The sequence below is a fragment of the Desulfovibrio sp. genome (genome assembly GCF_019422935.1).
GTDB lineage: Bacteria > Desulfobacterota > Desulfovibrionia > Desulfovibrionales > Desulfovibrionaceae > Desulfovibrio.
This window is the reverse complement of record NZ_JAHZCJ010000012.1, coordinates 1-16,898: the sequence shown is the minus strand read 5'-3', so window position 1 is coordinate 16,898 and position 16,898 is coordinate 1. Positions and strand designations below refer to the sequence as shown.

The following is a 16,898-nucleotide window of genomic DNA, read 5'->3' as shown; positions in this document are numbered from 1 at the left end:
TCCTATAAAGTGTCTAATTAGAATCTAAGAATCAAATTTGATTATGTCAATAAATTATTTTTACAACCCTATTTTGACACTTTTTGTGCGGAAGCTTGCTGTCCATTTAGACTATACTCAAAATTGACATTTTGTTTGTATGGACCGGACTTGACGGAATTATTAGTTCCGAATAAGTTCCAATTAAATTCCTTTTAAGTTTTTGGTGGAGCTATGGTTGAAAAAATAAACTGGCCGCACATAGGTATGACCGTCGAAGAGTGCGCGGAGGCTTTGCGCATTGATCGTAAAACCATCTTTCTGGCTCTTCAGGACGGATTGCCCGCAAGAAAAGTTGGGCGGAGTTGGAGAATTGATCCTGATGCGGTCAAAGCATGGCTTGCAACTGGCAATGCAGCACAGGCTCTGGACAATGGCGAGGAATAAGAGACGGCCCAGCAAGGAGCTACGAAATCCTGCTGGGCCTAACCGCAAAGCACAATAGAGGTGCTATTATGGTTGAAACTAGAGTGCATGAAAATATCGAAAAGTACAAGTCTGTTAAATCTGAAGAAGCAGCTACGGTATGTAGAAAATTAGACGAATTTTCAGACTCAATTTATGATATGTTACTCCGTCTACAGCTTATTCAGTCATTCTCAGAGAACGAGTCAGATAAATTGGTGAGCGATGAAATTCAAATACACTCAATTGCATTGGTACTCAAAGATATAACGCATATTTTAAAATATGAGGTAGACAAATTTGATCTATTGAGCATAGAGATTAAAGATTTAATAAAAGAATAATATTTAAAGCATATGACTGAAACGAATATAATGGATACACGAAGAGGGCTGGGGTAACTCCCAGCCCTCTTTGCATCTGCTTGCTTCCGCATGGCAGGCTCAGTATGCTTGCAAAATGCGAAAGCTCTCATTTTGTCTGCTCCTTGCCGTGCTGCTGATCGTTGTAATCCCTGATCTCCATGCGTTTGGGGACGCTTCAGACGCGCGGATTGCAGCCCTAGTTGTCAGCGATGCTGCAACAAAACTTGCCGCCACGGAAATGGACTACAAGAGCGGGGTTTATAGTGAGCTGCGGGATCGAGGCTTTTCAGATTCTGAAATCCGTGAATTCATGCGCCCCATTTTAGAGAAGGCAAGTTTTTCAGGTCAGGACATAATCAAGTACTTCAGCCTGTTTGATCCAAACTACCACAGCGAGGAACTGAAGCGCCTGGACGATCACGGCAAGATAGTTGATAACCTGCTCAACTGATTATTTCCCTTCCGCCCGCTGCTTGAGCCGCTCAATATCCGGCTGCAAAGCTTCAAACACCATGTTGCCAAACTTGGCCACCTCGATGGCGTGAAGGTACAGGCTGTCTATTTGCTGGCGCTTCTCGTCAGGCGTCATGCTCGGAATTTTGTTTATGAGGTCAATGGCCTTTGTAATCTCAGACAAAGCCTTATGCGGCGCGTCCATTGCCTGATAGACGGAATAGGGCAGTAGGTTGGCCACGTCATTGTATTTGAAGTCCCTGCCCAGGGCGTTAATGGTCTTCAGATAGCTGGTGGATTCTTCATAGTGGTCAAAGAACCGCTGAATACTCTCTGCCCCCATACTTGGATGGCGAATCACGAAAGCCCGTACAAAGGGAATATCTGCCAGCGTGGCGGCGGGCTTTACGGGATCATTAACAACCCCAGCTTTGCGGGCCATGGCATCGACCAACTGAAGGGCATACATGCCCATGCCGCCCGTCCAGCCGCGAATATAGTTTTCCGCGCGGGCAGGAGAGAATGTGTTCATTTCTCCCACTGGCGGCAACGCGCCGACAAAGCTTGAAAGAGCCTTTGTCAGTTCCGTAGTGCTGGGGGTGTACTGGTATTCCGGCAGCAAGCCTTCTCTGTTCTTGGGAATGATAGGCCGGTCAAAGGGCAGCGACCTGTTTGCAAAGGCTTCAATCACCGGGGCGAAGGCAGTCGGTACAAGGTTGGGTGCAGAAACATCGAACATAGACTTGCCAAGCCCCCTGAAGGCCTCCTGTCTGGCCTTATCAATACTGCCGTACTTGTCATGTGCCGCGTCGAGAATGAATTCCGTAGCCCGCTCTAGCGTTGAGCCGAACATGACGCCTTGTTCAAAAGGCTTGGGAATGCGCAAGAGAACCTTGTTCTCTCCTTGCCCGATAGGTGTAATCCAGAACATATCCCTTTGGGCGCGCGGAACCTCGGCAACGTTCTTGTCTCCATAGTTGTTAATGGCGTTGAGTATGGACGGAATGCCAATGAACAGAGCCGTGCGCACAAGAAAGCGCCTGGGGTTTTCCACGGCCCCGCGAGCCGTTCTGTCCAGCCCTTGCATGCTGGCATTGAAAAAGGCGGTTATGAGGTTGAACGAGGCCGTCAACTTGCCCCGGCGCGAAAAGTCCATAATATCCCGCGATTCATAGGCGGCCTGCATCAATCCGGCCTTGTCGTTGCCGTGTTTCTCTGTGGCCTTGCCGAACTCGCCCAGGCGGGTCATTTTTTCTGAAAGTTCCGAGCCAAGGCGCAGCAGCTCCAAAGGATTCTTGACCACGTTCCAAACGCGCTCAGTGTAGCCGGTGGCCGTAATGTCTTTGAGCGTTGTTTGAAGTGTTGTTCTGTCCATGCTCACAAGGCTGGCCTGATCTCCGCCAGCCTTCACCCAATCCCAATAGAACTTGTCCTTTGCCACAGCGCGTTTCAACCCTTTGGCCGTGTCCAAGCCGGGGATGAAGCCTGTGCGGGAAAGAACGCCTGTAGAAACGGCATCACGGATGAGGTTACGAACCATAAAGTCCGGCGTAAGCGTGGCGCCAGCTCGCAGCATCTTTGCCGGAATGGAGATTAGTTTTACCAGCAAAGGAATGGTTTCAGTACTCAGGCCGTTCATGACTTCGGCAATCTCTGGGGCCACCTGATACACTTCGCGCTTTCCATCGCGGAAAACGGCGATCTGGCTTTTTTTGTCCAGCGTGGCGGCGTTCTGCCAGAACGTGAGCATTTCGCCCATGTCAGCAGATTCAGCCAAGGCTTTAATTGAATCCTTTATGCTGGGGCTGATTGGGCCAAGGGAATCAATGAAAGCCTTGCTCACGTCTTCAGCCCTGACCTGCACCGCTGCTTTCGGCGTGGGTAATTTTTCCACCAGCCAGCCCGCGCCATCGGTTTTGCTGGCAAGGTCTGTGAGGGCGCGGCCAATGCCGTTCTTTTCCGCCGCTTCAATCATGGCGTAGGTGTTCTTGATGATGGATTCCAGCGGGTCAATAATATCGCGCCCGCTGCCCTTGACGCGTCGGATAGGGTTGCGACCAGTGAGCGACTTCCCGCTTCCGAGGAATCCGCCGGCATTTTCCATGACGCGGAAGAACGGGACATAGTTTTGATTCATTTCCCGCATGGCGGCCGCCGTTTCCGCGCTGAGCATTCCAGAATCCACCAGGTAATTCACAACATGGTTCTGGTATTCATCCAGTTCGCGGGCCAGAGGCTCGTATTTTTCACCCAGCCTCTCAGCGGTTGCGCGCATGGCTTCAGGGCGAATGCCAGACTTGATGCCCCGGCTTTCAAGCTCAAGGCCTCGCCTGGAAACAAGGAAAGCCCTGAATTCGTCCAGATTGTCCACGGCCCGCAGGGTTTCTGCCAGGGGCTTGCCCACGTTCTCCCATGTGCCATAAGTGAACGGGGAACGCTCAATAAAGTGCGTGGCCTTGCCCTTGGCCCCCGCAAACGTGCGGGCCAGGGTGTAGGGGTTCATGTCCGCTGGCAGTTCCTTGCCTTCAGCAAGAATATCTGTGGCTTTTTTCAGAGGATACAGACGGTCAACAAAATTGGTGTAGAGAGTATCCCAAGTGTCCTTAGAAAGGAGGCGCGAAATAAGCCCCTCACTCTCACGACCTTCAATGCTGATATGTGAAAGGACTTCCTGGGCGGCTGGCTGGTCTGCCCAGCGTTTGACCGCTTCACGCGCGTTTAAAAGCGCCGTGCCGAATTCTGGGGCGCGCTCTGAAAGCGTCTTTTCAAAGTGCTCATAGAAGCGGGGAGCAACGGCCTTGGCTTCATCGGGGTTGACCACATATTTTGCCACGAACTCCGCGAAGCCTTCGGGCAATGCAGACTGTCCCGCGCGTGGCTGGGTGGCAATGGGGGCAAGTTCATCACGAAATGCCCGCAACGGGGCGGCTGAAATATCACCAAAAAGCTGCTTTTGGATGTGGTGGCCAGCCTCATGCACAACGGTGGCCACGTCGTTGGCGGTGCGCGTCCTGATCACTTCGGGCGTGACCTTGTAAATGCCCTCGGCGTCCCTGCCAGATGGCCCCATTTTGCCCGTGCGGATTGGCACTTCAAGCGCGTCAGCCAACGATTGCACCACGTCAGAAAGCGGCACAGCAGCGGCCCTGCTCAATTCGCCTTCGGGCATAACGGGCTTGTCTTCAGCAATGGGGATGTGTGTTCCACTGCCTGCGCTCTGAAGTGCGCCTTCATCGCTTGCAGCGGTTGGAGTGGTTGGAGCGCTGCTTTCTGTCTCAGATTCGGGCTTGATGTCTTGCGGGCGCTTGGCGGCGATCTCTTCAGCTATGGCCTGCGGAATATCCCGGTTGATGGAAAGTATATCCTGTCTGACTGTCGGGTCAGTTTCAGCCGCCTGGGCAACGGCAATGGGGTCCTTGCCCGTTTTCGCATAAATGTCCCGCAGCTTGGGAACCACTTCGGGGACGTGGCGGAGGCCTCCCGCAGCGTGTATACCTCCCACAAGAATAGCGGCGTCAACAAATTCGTGAGGCTCTGGCAACCGTCCTTCTATTCCTGCGGCGGTGGTGGGCATGGTAGCTGTTTCTGCTGTCAGGCTTGCCGCAGTCTGCATGCCAGTCGTTGCACCAAGCATTGCGGCCCCACGGCCAGCAACAACGCCCGCGCCGCCCGTAAGCCCACCTATGACTGCGCCTTTGGCCGCAGAGCCGAGAACAGCGCCAGACCGGCGCAAAAATTCCTCTGAAGACCGCACATCGCCGTTCTTGATCTGCTCCATGTAATAGGCGCGCGTTCCCTCTGTGAGCGCCATCGCCGAAGCCGGAACGCTGACGGGCGCAGCTGGGCCGCCAAGCAAGCCCGCAGCAGCGCCAGCGGCCAGGGTAGGCATGTCACCTGCTAGTGTACCCACCTGCATGCCCACGCGCTGCATGGTGGACATCTGGGAAACCTGCTGTGGGGTAAGGCTGTCCGGCAGCTTTTCGCGCGAGGCAAGGCCCGTAACTGACCCCTGGAAGCCGTATTGAATGGCATCCAGCATGGAAACGGGATCATAGCCCTTGAAATAGGAGTTTATTTCTTGGTCAGAGAAGCCGCGATCTGTTAAATGGGGGCGCATGTAGTCCTGAATTTCTTGGTCAGAATATCCACGAGTGCGCAGTTCAAGATAGAAGTCTTGATTTCCCTTTGGCTGCTCAAGTTGCTGGCTCATTCTGCCCCTCCGATAGGATTGCGCTTTAAGTTGTCTGCAATACCCTCTTTGGGCTTTTTCTCTTTGCCAGCCCCACCAGCACTGATAACTCTGTTCACGTTGCTCAAGGCATCGTCAACGGTTATGGCGTTGCTATTCATGATGGACATGGGCGTATCGCTGTTGAACAGCTTTTCCACGGATTCAGGCCCGCCTTTTTTGTATGCCTCGGTAATGACAGTGCTGAGCTGGCTGCGCGCCCGGTCTTCCTTGATGGCTGCTTCTGGTGTGCCTGCGGCAAACTGTGAACGGGCATATGCATTTTTAATGAGATTGTCGGCGCGTTTGAGGTAATCCTTCAGCGGGCCGTCCATATCCTTGCGCATGCCCTTGAGCATTGTCACATCGCCCACGCTGGCCTTGCCCTGGGCAAGCATCATATCAATGGGGGCATCGGAATCTATGGAGCCGTTGACGATCTGCCGGGCCATATCATTCACGGCGGCGGGGTCGCGTGTTTTGCCGATGGTTCCTTCTTCCAGCTTCTTGCCCATTTCAATTTTTGTAATGGCGTCGAGGTTGGAGTTCTGCAAATCCTGGTATGCCTTGGCAGGGGCTGGAGCGATTCCCTTGTCTGGGTCGCCCATGAGCGTGGAGTAAATGCCGTTTACAGTGCTGGTGACATAGTTGTCGTTTTTTTGCTTCTCGACGGTTTTGTTGAAGCTCCACTGCGTTTGCAGCATGCTGCGCACACTGATGGCGGTTTTTGCATCCATGCCGTATTTTGCCATTCCTTCAGGCGTGGATATTTCGGCGATGCCCTTCAGCGGATCATTGGCAAAAGCGCCGACGAAACGCATTTCCGAATCCGCGCGGGAGCGGGCTTCCAGTTCGCGGCCTTTGGCGGCAGCTTTGGCCCGCAATGCATCTACATGCCCGCCAAGCAACGGCGCATAGTCTTTGATAATGCTGTTTGCTTTTCCCAACTGTTCACCAGAAATGCTGTCAGATATGGCTTGGATAAGCGTTTTTTGTCGTATATCCTGCAAGCCTGCCTCTACCCATGCATCATCATAGCCGCTGCGCCGTGCAATGTTTTCAAGTTCGGCCTTAATCACACCGAGCTGCGCGCCGAATGCTGCGGGGTTGGCTGCATCGGCCAAAGCCTGATTTTGGGCAAGGGAAATCTGTGCCTTGCTGGTGGCATTGCCGTAGTTGATTCCCTCGGCATGTACCTTGCCTGTTGCCCATGAATCCAAGGTGGCGTCAGTTTCTGATGCTGCACGGTCAAAAAGGCCAGCGGCCATGCCGCCAAGCCTACCCGCAACTTCTGCCCTGGTCTGCTCCCTCCATGTTTTCATCTGCGCAATGACGCCGTTTTTATCATCTATGGCATCCTTGCCCGACAAAGAGCCAAGTTGGGCTTGCAGCTTTTGTGCGCCTTGCTTGTACTGCAACCAAGCGTCCTTGGCTTGGGTGGTCTGATAATCAGTGTACAGGTCATACCCGGCCTTGGAGGCTTGCTCCAAACCCTGGCCTAACTTTTCCATGCCTTGGGCCTGTTGGGCTGCCCCTTGTTGGTAAATCTGCGCGGCGGTGTCAGAGAGGCGCGCGGAAGTATCCACTCCGGGCGTGGGGTACTGCTGTTGTTGCTGATAGGTGGGCATGCCGCCGCCCGGCTTCATGGGGACGCGAAACGAATTCATATTCATCGCTTGTCCTCACTGTCCCACAATTCTGTCGCATGCTTTTCCCCTTTCTTCATGCCTTCATGGTAAGCGGCCATGGCGGTATCTGGCTCCATTGCCGTGTGCTCAAGGATGGATTCTTTGTTTTCGCCATCGGCAAGGGAGGAAGTTTCGATAGTCGTTTGGGGATTCATGGGGTTCTCCTTCAGCGTTGTTTTGGCGTTTTTCAACAGCATGGTGAAAAGTGGTGTTTTAAAAAGGAAAAAGACTGCATGTACTTGGTGCTTCATTTCTTCTGTATCGCTACATGGCGCTATATGCTCACAGGGGTGCTTCCTATGCGAACAGCGCGTATCTGCTCACCTCGATTTCTTTTTTTGCATATATGTTTTTGAATTATTTCTTGCAGTTATGCTCATGAATTTTTGAATTGCTCGGTGCATTTCTTTTTCAAAAAGAAATGTTTTGCCCTGTGGAAAAGTGGGGGTGTTCAGGGCAGCGCGTAGCTGTGCCTGGCTTCCAACATCTGCATGTTTTTGAAGGCGACTTCAGGGTCAACAGGCAGATACTTTTCAGTGTTCTTCATGTCCGCATGGCCCAGGGCGCGGGCAACCTCGCGCATGGGGTCAATGCGCTCACCAGCCTGAACCCGGTCAATGGCAGCGCAGAAAATTTCTGTGGCAAAAGTCTTGCGCCAACTGTGTGTGGCCAACGTTCCCAAGTCCCGGCGAAGCCCTGCCTTGTTCGCAGCGTCATTGAAAATCTTCCATGCTTCTGCCACTTGCATGGGCCGGTCGCCCAGTTGACTGCGAAATAAAAACTGATCTGGGCCAAGGTGGCCGTACTTGAGCAGCCAATCCAGCTGAAGCCGGATTGCTTCGCGGGTTTGTGCTGGCAGCAGGATAGTGCGGCCCTGCGCCGCCTGCTTCATCTTGCCGCGCTGTACCTGAAGCGCCTGAACCACCTGCCGGTTTTGCAGCACGTCTGAAACCCTGATGGAAAGAGCCTCATGGATGCGGAGGCCTCTTGTAAGGCAGAGCAGGTGCAAGCACTGATTGCGCAATTTGTGGCGGCCAGTATAGGCGCTGTACATTGCGGCACATTCTTCAATCTTCAGCGGTCTGCATGGGGGCATTGTTTTCTTCCTTTTGTTCTGGGGTTTTTTGAGCGTAGTCGGCTATCCATTGCTCATGGATGCGCCAGAGCGGCCTTGTTGCGCATGACGTGTTGTTGGCCCGTAGCCTGCCGGTTGTTATGAGACGGCGTACCGTAGTGGGGGAGACGCGAAGAAACTCCGCCACCTCTGCCAGTGTGAGCCACCCCTGGGTAAAATTGGTTGTCATTGGCTGATACCTTGCATTGAGTTTTTTAGCCCTGCTTCCAGTAATGAAACGATTCCAGTGGAAGAACTTTCAAGGCCGCTTTTTTCAACAGACTCAAGCACAGCAATTGCCTTTTTCTGATTGCCCACCAGCTTGGGCTTGTCTTGGTATTCAGCAAAGCCGTTGGCGGTATTTTGAATTTCACACCTTCCCCCAAGCACGCCGAACACTTTGATGTCTTGCCTTTTGTATGCAGCCCATGTTTTGGCAAAGTTCGTACGAAACCATTTTTCAGATTCTTCAACGCCGCATTTGGCGCACATCTGCACCCATCCGCCATATGCCTGCACGATAACTGCCTGCGTTGTGGGATCGTCGAAAACCACACTGGCATACCCGCCATGCGTTGAAATGGCCTGCAATACTTTGCCTGATTCGACTTCGGCCTGATCTTCAACATTCCCGCCGTTCAAATGGTCAATAAAGTCTGCGGGCGTGGGCATTGTGGTAAACTTGCGTGTGGCCATGATCGCAAGCGCGGCTCTTTCAACTGCGGCATAGTCAAACGGGGTTAGCATCTTGAACCGCAAGGCAATCCCCTGTGCAGTCAGCGTTTGCCCGTAGCAATCGGCTACACCCTGAATAAGCGCGTCAAATCGGTCAAAGTCCTCAGCCCTCATTGCTGGTACTCCCTGACTTCCTGTTCGCCGAAGAGTAGGCGTTTTGCTTCTCTTCCCGCTTGCTGGTTGGCTTCAAACCTGCGCTGTGCCGGTGATTTCCACGGTGTTGCCTGTGGAGAATTTCGCCTTTTTGCAGCCTCTGTTTCCATTTTTGCCGTGAGTTGGTCGAATTTTTCGCGCAGTTTGCCGGGGCTTTGAATGTTTGCCCGCCAGAAGGAATCTGAACAGGCCCATGCTATTACCTGTGTGACAAAGCTCGCGTCCTTCATACGATCATCGTTTCTCATGGCAACATCGAAGCATTGTGCCCACTTTTGCAGGTCTGGTTCTTTGAGCGTTGGTACATTGGCCTTGAGCGTGTTCCGCATGACAACCGCGAGTTGGTAGGCATCTGAAGTTTCGGGGAACTCTGCGGGCTGTTTCTTTGCCTGCTTTTTGCGAAGAGTCCCTTCTTGTGCGGCTTCAGATGGCGACCCCGCCGTCACGTCAGGGACGCTTAGCCCTGACAAAGAGTCTGAACGTAGTGAAGACTCTCTTCCTTCTTCGGCATGGTAGGGAGAGGAAAGGCAAGGAGAGGAAAGGAGCTGGCGCGAGGTCAGCGATGCGCCAGCGGTCGCCGGGGTATCGCTCGGCATTTCTTCGGCGGTCGCTTGGCGGTCGCCAGCACTTCGCCGTGAAGTTAATTTGACGTATTCAGCCTTTGAAATGGCGGTAGTGCCTGAATTTTTAAGGCGTTCAAATGCTTCAGGGCATACCTGCCGCAGGCGTGAAAAGCGTGCCTTGTCCGCGCGGTCTTCAGCTTCTGCCTGCCATGGATTGTGCTCTTGCCAATCGTGCAAGTGGTATGTGGCCTCTGCGAGGTCAAGAAGCCTTAATGCAACAATGGCTCTGATAAATGCGCCAGAGTCCCCAGGCCAGCCGGATACGATTTCAATATCTTCATCGTCCATGCCTGTGAGCGCGCCGCTTGCCCTGTTTTGCACAGCCCACAGCCATAGGCGAAGAAGCGAAACAACGCCCTCTAGCCCTAACTGGCGTTCTAATTTCACCGTCTTGGGGTGGGTGAAGAAATTGACGGAAAGCCGAATGTCAGTGTTCATGACATCGGCCTATTGAGCGGGGCTTTGAACACCAAATTCGTCAATCAGTTTGCGAATGTCTTCAGCGCGGTATACCGTTGTTCTTGGCCCAAGCTTGACGGGCTGAGGAAATCGGCCCGTCTTTATTCCAGAATACCAAGTGCTTTGGCTGATGGGGATAAACTGGAGAACTTGGCTCAGGCGCATGAAGCCAGTGGTAGGGAGAATGGTATTTGTCATGTTACTCTCCATGTAGAAAAAATAAGATTTTCTTAGAGAGTAATGGACGTTATCGGAGCATTCTAGGACTTTAATGCATATGCTGAAACTGTCAGACAGATATTGAAATGGAAAAACTGTCCAAATTTATGCAGTAAAATATCAGCGTGTTAGCACTGGCTCATAGGTAATACTTCACCATTTTTTATGCATTCATTCGTTTGTGAATACATTCTGGAAAAAACTCTATCAGGGGTGTTGTAATAGCCGATAGTTTTTAAAAACGAGCAGTTACGCATTTCTCTTATAGCAGAAAGTACGGAGCATTTATTGTCATTGACGTAATCCCATAACCATATTCCGATAGCTCTTGGTGTATCACTCTTATGCGTATAGGAGATTTCTGTGGATTTTTTTATGAACATAACAGCGTAATCTTTATACATTTTTATGATATTGTTTGCTGCTGGCCCGTCTTTTTTATCTGATTGAGTGAAAATAATTGACGATAGCAAAAGTTGAAACTCTTTAACAATAAGGTCTAAGTCGTTATTAATATTTATATTTAATTCTGAAAGAAGAATTGATCCATCTTCTTGCTTTTTCCATTCAATTCTTTGTCCACTCGCTTTGGGGCGGATGTTGGCTTTAAATTTATTAAATGCAGTGCCGACGTGTAGAAACTGAAAGTTTTGATTGTTGTATATATCATCAATAATGGATTCTGATTTGTTAATTTTCCATGGTGGGGTTTTAAATGTTAAATCACTTATATGTTCCATGAATGCTAATACGTTTTTATATTCTATTTGTACAATATCTTTATTGTTTTTAGAGTTTTCTTCATCGTGCATATTAAGACGACTGATTTTTATTTTGCCATTTTCGTCTTTATTTGTGCTGTATTGACTCATATTGATTTCGCCAACAATATCTTCAAAAGAATATTTTTCTATTACGTCTGAAGGGATATGGTAGCGAACTGAAAAAATATGGATAAAATTTTTAACCATATTTTTAAATTCATCGATTGTATTCGTCAGATAAAACTTTCTAGTGCGATATTCTGAAAGCCAAAAAAAATAATGGTCAGCTTTAATTTCATCTTTATCGGTCAGTTGTGACATTTTTATCCCCTTTGGGGTCGTTCAATCTTGGCCTTTAAATTGTCCAAGTACTCCGCTCATTCCGGTGTTGGCTTTTGGCGTTCCTCGGTGTGTTCCGTCTTGTGAACAGCCATCTATCTTAGCCAATGCATTCAGATGATATGGGGTAAAAAATTGTATGTTCATTCGGCTTCAAGTGAAAATCTGCGAGTTCTTCACCATGAGCAGCGCATAGAATTAGTGGCACCTTTACTGATATGCTGCATTTATATTTAAAAAAATTTAAGTAATCAAAATCAAAAAATTTATAGTCGGTTCGCGTCGCATAGCTGTTTTCACAATGTGGGCAAGTCAATAAAGAGTTTTCTTCAGGTTCAACAAAGAATGTTATTTTTTCTTCGCTCTCATCTATGTCATAGCCGGATACCGTCCACGGTTCTACTAGGCCCAATGCACGGTTGAATAATTCTGTGTTCATTCTACATTCCTGCGCGGCTGGCCTTTAAGCTGTCCAAGTAATCCGCCCATTCCTGCATAAGCTTCCGACGTTCTTCAGTGTACTCCGCCCGGTTGTATGCCAAGCGCACTGCATCAGGCTCCTTGTGGGCCAACTGCGCTTCTATCACGTCCGCGCGGTAGCCCAGCTCATTAAGCCGGGTACTGGCCATGGCCCTGAAGCCATGAAGGCACATTTCGCCAGATTCATACCCCAAGCGCCGAAGTGCAGCCAAAGGGCCAGCGTCTGAAATAATTGCCGTCCTGGCCCGAACGCTGGGGAAAAGATATTGCCCTGATCCAGAAAACGCCTGCAACTCTTCAAGCTTGCCTATGACCTGGAGCGATAAGGGGACAGTGTGCTGTCGGCGCATTTTCATTCTGCTTGCAGGAATACGCCAAAGAGCCTCAGTAAAATTGAACTCGCTCCATTCAGCGCGGCGTAATTCAGATGGTCGCGTGAAGACGTAGGGCAGTATTCGCAAAAAGGCAGTTATAGAAGGGAAGCCCGCATAAGCATCCAAATCCCTCAGCAGTCGGCCAATGTCCCCAGGGTCAGTAACCGCTGCAAGGTTTTCGTGGCGCAGCGGCTGTAATGCTGCGCTTAAGCCTGCTGCCGGGTTGTAACGGATTCTTCCTGTTGGGTGGGCATACTTCATTACCTGCCCACAAAGTTGCATGAGCTTGTGTGCGGTGGTGATATGCCCTTTGTTTTCAGTGGGGCGGATAACCCCCAGAAAGTCGGACGGCTCTAAATCAGTTACGGATTTATTGCCCAGGTAAGGGAATAGGATTGTGTCAAGGTAGCGCTGAAGTTTGGCCGCATGCTTTGGGGTAAGCGCTGGAGAGTATGAGGCGAACCATTCGCGCGCGGCAACTTCAAACGTGTTTTGCCGTTCTCTTTCTACCGCTCGTGCAGTGGCCCTGATTTCTTTTTTTACTTCGCCGGGGTCATTGCCCATGGCAAGCTGTTCTCTGGCTTCGTCCCGCCTTTTGCGGGCCTCTTTTAAACCCACGTCTGGGTACACCCCCAAGGCCAAGAGCTTTTCTTTTCCTTGGAAGCGGTATTTTAGCCGCCACATCTTGCCGCCAGTTGGGGCGATAAAGAGGAAGAGGCCGCCGCCATCGAACAGCTTGGCGGGTTTTTGTTGTGGCTTGGCATTGCGAACGCTGATGTCAGAAAGGGGCATGGGGGTATCGCCTCCGCTTTGTGGGGGTATTCCTCACGGTGGGGGTATCGAACCTGCAATTTGGGGGTATGCGCTTCCCCCGTGGGGGTATCGGTGCGGTCTGCGGAGAGGTGGAAGACGGGAAATGTTGAGAAACAGGCGGCCAGCAAAGCTTTGCGCTCTGGGGGTATTGAAATGGCTTCCAACCACCTCTTTAGGCTTCGTACCCCCAGAACTACCCCCAATACTGGGGTATGTCAAAAGACGTAGCTGGACTTCGCTGGAGCCTTAAAAAGCAGAAAACCCGCCAAGCTGTTAGCTTAGCGGGCTTCTTTGAACTCTCTTGGAGTTCAAGATGGTGCCGAAGGGGAGAATAGGCACCGCGACACCATCGAGTCAAAAACAACCTGATATTGTTGATAAAATTTTTCTGAGATTTTGTCTATGCCCCCGCACTTTGACCCCATGCTTTGACCCCACTTAGGTGAGGTTGCTCCATACTTTACCATCCCCGATTTTCTCTACCCTTGATATTTAGCTCCTAATACTCTCCAGAATCTGAAACGACTGCCTTGTATTCAACTCATATCAAGGCATTTGTTTGGTTTAGCTGCGTGATGCGGCATCTGGTGATGTAAGGAGTGCATGATGATTTCAGACAGTTCTGATTTGCAAAAGCCAGTACTTGGCTTGATGAGTTGCACTTGTGATGTGCCTGTATGGGGAATCCTGCTGATTGGGGTGTTTGTATTGTGCTTGGTTGTCTTTCTATTCATGGCAATAAGGAATTGCAAGCGAGCAATAGCTGATTGTCGCTGGGCGCGTACGCAGGCAGATACGGATGATCTGACCGGGCTTTGGAACCGGCACGCCATAAACCGCAAACTTCAGGAAGGGCAGTGCATTCAAGGTGTAGATGCCCCATTCTGGAGCGTTATATTTATTGATATAAATGGGTTGAAGTCGATTAATGACAACTGTGGGCACCTTGTGGGTGACTGTGTGCTGAAAGTATTTGCGCAAGGTTTGTCACACTCAATCCGGTTCAGCGATTATGCAGGAAGATGGGGCGGGGACGAATTTATAGTATTGGTGTCTGGAATGCGCTCAAATGCTGACATAGAAAATTTTTGCCATAAGCTTCAGCAAGAAACATCAAAAACAATCACTGTAGATGGAAAAGAAATCAAGATAAGTGCCAGTTTAGGACATGCACTCGCAAGGGTTGATGGTGAAAGTGTAAATGATCTGATCAGGGTTGCTGACGCGCGGATGTACAAAAGCAAGAAGTAGTTACTTTCTAGGCTGTTGCTGTGAGACAGGGGGGGGGCATGAAACGAAAGGTATCGTTGGATGCACCGCGGAAGCGGAGATGGATTCGCGAATTAAATGGAAGTGATTTAGTGGGCTGTGAGATTGGAATCCCATACATTCAAATGGGTGATTGTAATGTGTATAGTTTGCTGTATGAGTGGTCAACTTATCAAGTAATAAATCAAAATAAAAAGCGAATTATACATGATTCATCTGTGATGTTGTTCAGAAAAATAGTCAAAAAGTCTGGAAGATGTTGTTGTGTTGTGATAAGTAATAAATTTTATTCAGTGCGGACAAATGGATTTTGTTCTATAGCAGTTTCTGTTGGGGATTGTAGTCATGCAACAACTAGTGGGGAAAGGGGTGTCGTGCTGGCTACAGGAGATAATGGAGAAGCTGAGGCTGCAAGTTTTAACAGTATTGCAATATCTACAGGTTATAACGGAACAGCTTCAATTGGAAGCAAATGCGGAGTTGCAGTGTCCACTGGCCCGGAGGGAGCCGCATTTTCAGCGTATGATGAAGCCTGTCAAACCGTTCTTGCGACTGGGCAAATGGGTAAGGCCCTTGTTGCTGGGGAAAATGGATTCGCGATAGCAACTGGAGTAGGAGGCAAAGCAATTGCGCTGGGGAGATCGTGTGTTGCTATATCCACCGGGATGCATGCTATAGCCAAGGGGGGACTGGGGTCGTGGATTGTAGTGGCTGGATACCGTAGTGACGGATCTATTGAATGTGTTAAATGCGCAGAAGTTGATGGGGTGTATATTAAGGCTGACGTGTATTATACAGTTTATAATGGAGAGTTGCTTGAAGTGCAGGATAAAAATTTCAACTATATACAAGGCTATGTTTTGATTAAGTGATTTTGCTTCAAAACAATGAGTGACAATCTGCCGCCCGTACAATATTTCCCTGGCTCTTACCAACGACCATGAAACCAGGGAAATATTGGCAAACAGCGCGAGCTGTTTGGCTGGGCCAAGGGGCATCTGCCAGCTATCTTCTAAACTAGTACTTTTTTTAGATGCAGCCTTACCACATCGGTGGAGAGCTGTCTGTTCTTTTTTGCAATCTCTCTGTGGACTGATTGCGCTGCCCACCCACACAGCAGATCATATCTGCCTTATACTGCAAAACTGGACGTAGCAGTTCTACTTATACCTAGCTTGTGGCTGAATCTTTGTCCTGCTCCAAATATTTTTTCATCCTGCTTATGAGCAGCGGCAGACCTTTTTTTGCGGTTTCCAGACGAAATACACCCTTTTGAATCATATATTTTGCAATATCTTTATCAACTACAGCCTTTTTAAAAGCCGCTTTTACGTCACTTGTCAGTTCAAAAGGTGGGATTGGCTTTTTAATTTTCCTTTCAATGGCGCATTTTGTGTATTCGTATTCCTCGTCGATCACGCCATTTTCAAAAATTTCATGAATATACATCCACTCAGGTTTCATGGCTCTCGGCGCACCACTATTATCACTGTACCGCCAGATAAGCGCCCAATGATCCTTCTCAACCCTGTCGTCAGATGCAAAGTGCATATCATTATTCATATCAGCCCTAATGCTCTCTACCTCTTCAGAATACGTCGCGGGTTCAGGCTGATACCAAACCACATAAAAATCATCATCTCCAAGCAGTTCAAAATCTGCAAAAGAGCAGACAGTGCTGTGTTTATCTGAGGTGATGTTGTTGACAAACGCGGAATTCCAGGCTGTTTTAAGTTTTTTCAGCTGTGCCAGCTTAGAAATTTCGGTAGGGTATTGCTCTTGTGCTTGCGCTTTTAACCCATCAAAAAATCTGCAGAGTTCATGCAAATTTTTTTCACAGCTTAACTCAACGCACAACTCAACCAAGCCCTCACCACTGAGCCCATTTTGTGTGAGATTGGCGCTGCCAACAACAGCCGATTCTTCTCCAATATATATTTTGGCGTGCAACTCATTGAGAAAATAAATCTTATTCCAGCCCAGCTGCTTTGCAATATCTGTAATGGCATCAGGATTACTGCCTAGCGTAGGCGAAACTATCACCGTCTGAAGATTTTGCGCGTCAGGAATAAATGTGTTCCAGTCTCTGCCTATAAATGCAACGGCCACTCTAGACGGTTTGCACGAATGCACTGCCTTCTGAATTTCTTTTCCAGACAATATTTTCATTAAGGCATTCTCCTACGGTATGATGCAAGCACACTGCTACATTCTACCAAGTTTAGCGATCTGCTAGTATACATGACTACAAAGCTGGCCCTGAGCGGCAGGCCTGTCTGCTGCCATGGCCTTGTGCGGGGGGGGGGGGGGGGGGGGAGGGGGAGGCCACCCCCCCCGGGGTGCAAAGCGGCCCTACCCCACCGCCTGATCCCCCTCTA

General features: G+C 49.8%; 17 protein-coding genes. 5 read left to right on the top strand and 12 right to left on the bottom strand.

Annotation, left to right across the window (positions count from 1 at the left end; all coding sequences use genetic code 11):
• The first annotated feature begins 213 nt into the window (after nt 1-213).
• The 3 genes from QZ383_RS13560 (at nt 214) to QZ383_RS13550 (ending at nt 1,260) form a co-directional block, all read left to right on the top strand.
• Nucleotides 214-426, top strand: coding sequence for a helix-turn-helix domain-containing protein (locus tag QZ383_RS13560; protein WP_291446232.1), 213 nt, complete (start codon nt 214-216; stop codon nt 424-426).
• A 68-nt stretch (nt 427-494) separates the two neighbouring features.
• On the top strand, nt 495-788 hold the full coding sequence (locus tag QZ383_RS13555; RefSeq protein ID WP_291446231.1) for a hypothetical protein: 294 nt from the start codon (nt 495-497) through the stop codon (nt 786-788).
• A 115-nt stretch (nt 789-903) separates the two neighbouring features.
• Nucleotides 904-1,260 (top strand): hypothetical protein, encoded by a 357-nt coding sequence (locus QZ383_RS13550; RefSeq protein WP_291446230.1) that lies wholly within the window; start codon nt 904-906, stop codon nt 1,258-1,260.
• Here QZ383_RS13550 and QZ383_RS13545 read toward each other — a convergent pair whose 3' ends face one another.
• The 11 genes from QZ383_RS13545 to QZ383_RS13495 all read right to left on the bottom strand — a co-directional run bounded on the left by QZ383_RS13545 (nt 1,261) and on the right by QZ383_RS13495 (nt 13,230).
• Nucleotides 1,261-5,472, bottom strand: a complete 4,212-nt coding sequence (locus tag QZ383_RS13545) for an LPD38 domain-containing protein (RefSeq protein ID WP_291446229.1) — start codon at nt 5,470-5,472, stop codon at nt 1,261-1,263.
• Nucleotides 5,469-7,163 (bottom strand): hypothetical protein, encoded by a 1,695-nt coding sequence (locus tag QZ383_RS13540; RefSeq protein WP_291446227.1) that lies wholly within the window; start codon nt 7,161-7,163, stop codon nt 5,469-5,471. Before QZ383_RS13540 ends, QZ383_RS13545 begins: the two co-directional genes overlap by 4 nt.
• A complete protein-coding gene (locus QZ383_RS13535) occupies nt 7,160-7,333 on the bottom strand; it encodes a hypothetical protein (RefSeq protein WP_291446226.1) in 174 nt (57 codons plus the stop codon). Before QZ383_RS13535 ends, QZ383_RS13540 begins: the two co-directional genes overlap by 4 nt.
• 296 nt (nt 7,334-7,629) lie before the next feature.
• The gene (locus QZ383_RS13530) at nt 7,630-8,274 is read right to left on the bottom strand and encodes a tyrosine-type recombinase/integrase (protein ID WP_291446224.1); all 645 of its coding nucleotides are present in this window, start codon (nt 8,272-8,274) and stop codon (nt 7,630-7,632) included.
• A complete protein-coding gene (locus tag QZ383_RS13525; RefSeq protein WP_291446222.1) occupies nt 8,246-8,482 on the bottom strand; it encodes a helix-turn-helix domain-containing protein in 237 nt (78 codons plus the stop codon). The genes QZ383_RS13530 and QZ383_RS13525 overlap by 29 nt, the downstream gene beginning before the upstream one ends.
• Complete coding sequence (locus tag QZ383_RS13520; RefSeq protein ID WP_291446220.1) at nt 8,479-9,141, bottom strand: DUF6475 domain-containing protein; 663 nt, start codon at nt 9,139-9,141, stop codon at nt 8,479-8,481. The genes QZ383_RS13525 and QZ383_RS13520 overlap by 4 nt, the downstream gene beginning before the upstream one ends.
• Nucleotides 9,138-10,241: a hypothetical protein gene (locus QZ383_RS13515; protein ID WP_291446218.1), complete on the bottom strand. Its 1,104-nt coding sequence runs from the start codon at nt 10,239-10,241 to the stop codon at nt 9,138-9,140. The genes QZ383_RS13520 and QZ383_RS13515 overlap by 4 nt, the downstream gene beginning before the upstream one ends.
• A 9-nt stretch (nt 10,242-10,250) precedes the next feature.
• The gene (locus QZ383_RS13510) at nt 10,251-10,460 is read right to left on the bottom strand and encodes an AlpA family phage regulatory protein (RefSeq protein WP_291446217.1); all 210 of its coding nucleotides are present in this window, start codon (nt 10,458-10,460) and stop codon (nt 10,251-10,253) included.
• Nucleotides 10,461-10,609: 149 nt separating this feature from the next.
• A complete protein-coding gene (locus QZ383_RS13505) occupies nt 10,610-11,566 on the bottom strand; it encodes a hypothetical protein (RefSeq protein WP_291446215.1) in 957 nt (318 codons plus the stop codon).
• Between the two features lie 118 nt (nt 11,567-11,684).
• A complete protein-coding gene (locus QZ383_RS13500; protein ID WP_291446214.1) occupies nt 11,685-12,023 on the bottom strand; it encodes a hypothetical protein in 339 nt (112 codons plus the stop codon).
• A gap of 1 nt (nt 12,024) precedes the next feature.
• The gene (locus tag QZ383_RS13495) at nt 12,025-13,230 is read right to left on the bottom strand and encodes an integrase arm-type DNA-binding domain-containing protein (RefSeq protein ID WP_291446212.1); all 1,206 of its coding nucleotides are present in this window, start codon (nt 13,228-13,230) and stop codon (nt 12,025-12,027) included.
• 624 nt (nt 13,231-13,854) lie between these two features.
• Here QZ383_RS13495 and QZ383_RS13490 point away from each other — a divergent pair.
• Together QZ383_RS13490 and QZ383_RS13485 are read left to right on the top strand one after the other, a co-directional pair.
• Nucleotides 13,855-14,502: a GGDEF domain-containing protein gene (locus tag QZ383_RS13490; RefSeq protein ID WP_291446210.1), complete on the top strand. Its 648-nt coding sequence runs from the start codon at nt 13,855-13,857 to the stop codon at nt 14,500-14,502.
• Nucleotides 14,503-14,540: 38 nt separating this feature from the next.
• Nucleotides 14,541-15,392: a hypothetical protein gene (locus QZ383_RS13485; protein ID WP_291446208.1), complete on the top strand. Its 852-nt coding sequence runs from the start codon at nt 14,541-14,543 to the stop codon at nt 15,390-15,392.
• A 298-nt stretch (nt 15,393-15,690) separates the two neighbouring features.
• Here the strand turns inward: QZ383_RS13485 and QZ383_RS13480 are convergent, their stop codons facing one another.
• Entirely contained in the window at nt 15,691-16,689 is a 999-nt protein-coding gene (locus tag QZ383_RS13480) for a restriction endonuclease PLD domain-containing protein (RefSeq protein ID WP_291446206.1), read from the bottom strand.
• Nucleotides 16,690-16,898 lie beyond the last annotated feature (209 nt).

Excerpts from the sequence above, each read along its gene's own strand:
- QZ383_RS13485 (WP_291446208.1), top strand. The coding sequence starts at position 14,541 with ATGAAACGAAAGGTATCGTTGGATGCACCGCGGAAGCGGAGATGGATT.
- QZ383_RS13510 (WP_291446217.1), bottom strand. The coding sequence starts at position 10,460 with ATGACAAATACCATTCTCCCTACCACTGGCTTCATGCGCCTGAGCCAA.
- QZ383_RS13480 (WP_291446206.1), bottom strand. The coding sequence starts at position 16,689 with ATGAAAATATTGTCTGGAAAAGAAATTCAGAAGGCAGTGCATTCGTGC.
- QZ383_RS13495 (WP_291446212.1), bottom strand. The coding sequence starts at position 13,230 with ATGCCCCTTTCTGACATCAGCGTTCGCAATGCCAAGCCACAACAAAAA.
- QZ383_RS13505 (WP_291446215.1), bottom strand. The coding sequence starts at position 11,566 with ATGTCACAACTGACCGATAAAGATGAAATTAAAGCTGACCATTATTTT.
- QZ383_RS13545 (WP_291446229.1), bottom strand. The coding sequence starts at position 5,472 with ATGAGCCAGCAACTTGAGCAGCCAAAGGGAAATCAAGACTTCTATCTT.
- QZ383_RS13540 (WP_291446227.1), bottom strand. The coding sequence starts at position 7,163 with ATGAATATGAATTCGTTTCGCGTCCCCATGAAGCCGGGCGGCGGCATG.
- QZ383_RS13560 (WP_291446232.1), top strand. The coding sequence starts at position 214 with ATGGTTGAAAAAATAAACTGGCCGCACATAGGTATGACCGTCGAAGAG.
- QZ383_RS13555 (WP_291446231.1), top strand. The coding sequence starts at position 495 with ATGGTTGAAACTAGAGTGCATGAAAATATCGAAAAGTACAAGTCTGTT.
- QZ383_RS13525 (WP_291446222.1), bottom strand. The coding sequence starts at position 8,482 with ATGACAACCAATTTTACCCAGGGGTGGCTCACACTGGCAGAGGTGGCG.
- QZ383_RS13490 (WP_291446210.1), top strand. The coding sequence starts at position 13,855 with ATGATGATTTCAGACAGTTCTGATTTGCAAAAGCCAGTACTTGGCTTG.
- QZ383_RS13520 (WP_291446220.1), bottom strand. The coding sequence starts at position 9,141 with ATGAGGGCTGAGGACTTTGACCGATTTGACGCGCTTATTCAGGGTGTA.
- QZ383_RS13515 (WP_291446218.1), bottom strand. The coding sequence starts at position 10,241 with ATGAACACTGACATTCGGCTTTCCGTCAATTTCTTCACCCACCCCAAG.
- QZ383_RS13550 (WP_291446230.1), top strand. The coding sequence starts at position 904 with ATGCGAAAGCTCTCATTTTGTCTGCTCCTTGCCGTGCTGCTGATCGTT.
- QZ383_RS13535 (WP_291446226.1), bottom strand. The coding sequence starts at position 7,333 with ATGAATCCCCAAACGACTATCGAAACTTCCTCCCTTGCCGATGGCGAA.
- QZ383_RS13500 (WP_291446214.1), bottom strand. The coding sequence starts at position 12,023 with ATGAACACAGAATTATTCAACCGTGCATTGGGCCTAGTAGAACCGTGG.
- QZ383_RS13530 (WP_291446224.1), bottom strand. The coding sequence starts at position 8,274 with ATGCCCCCATGCAGACCGCTGAAGATTGAAGAATGTGCCGCAATGTAC.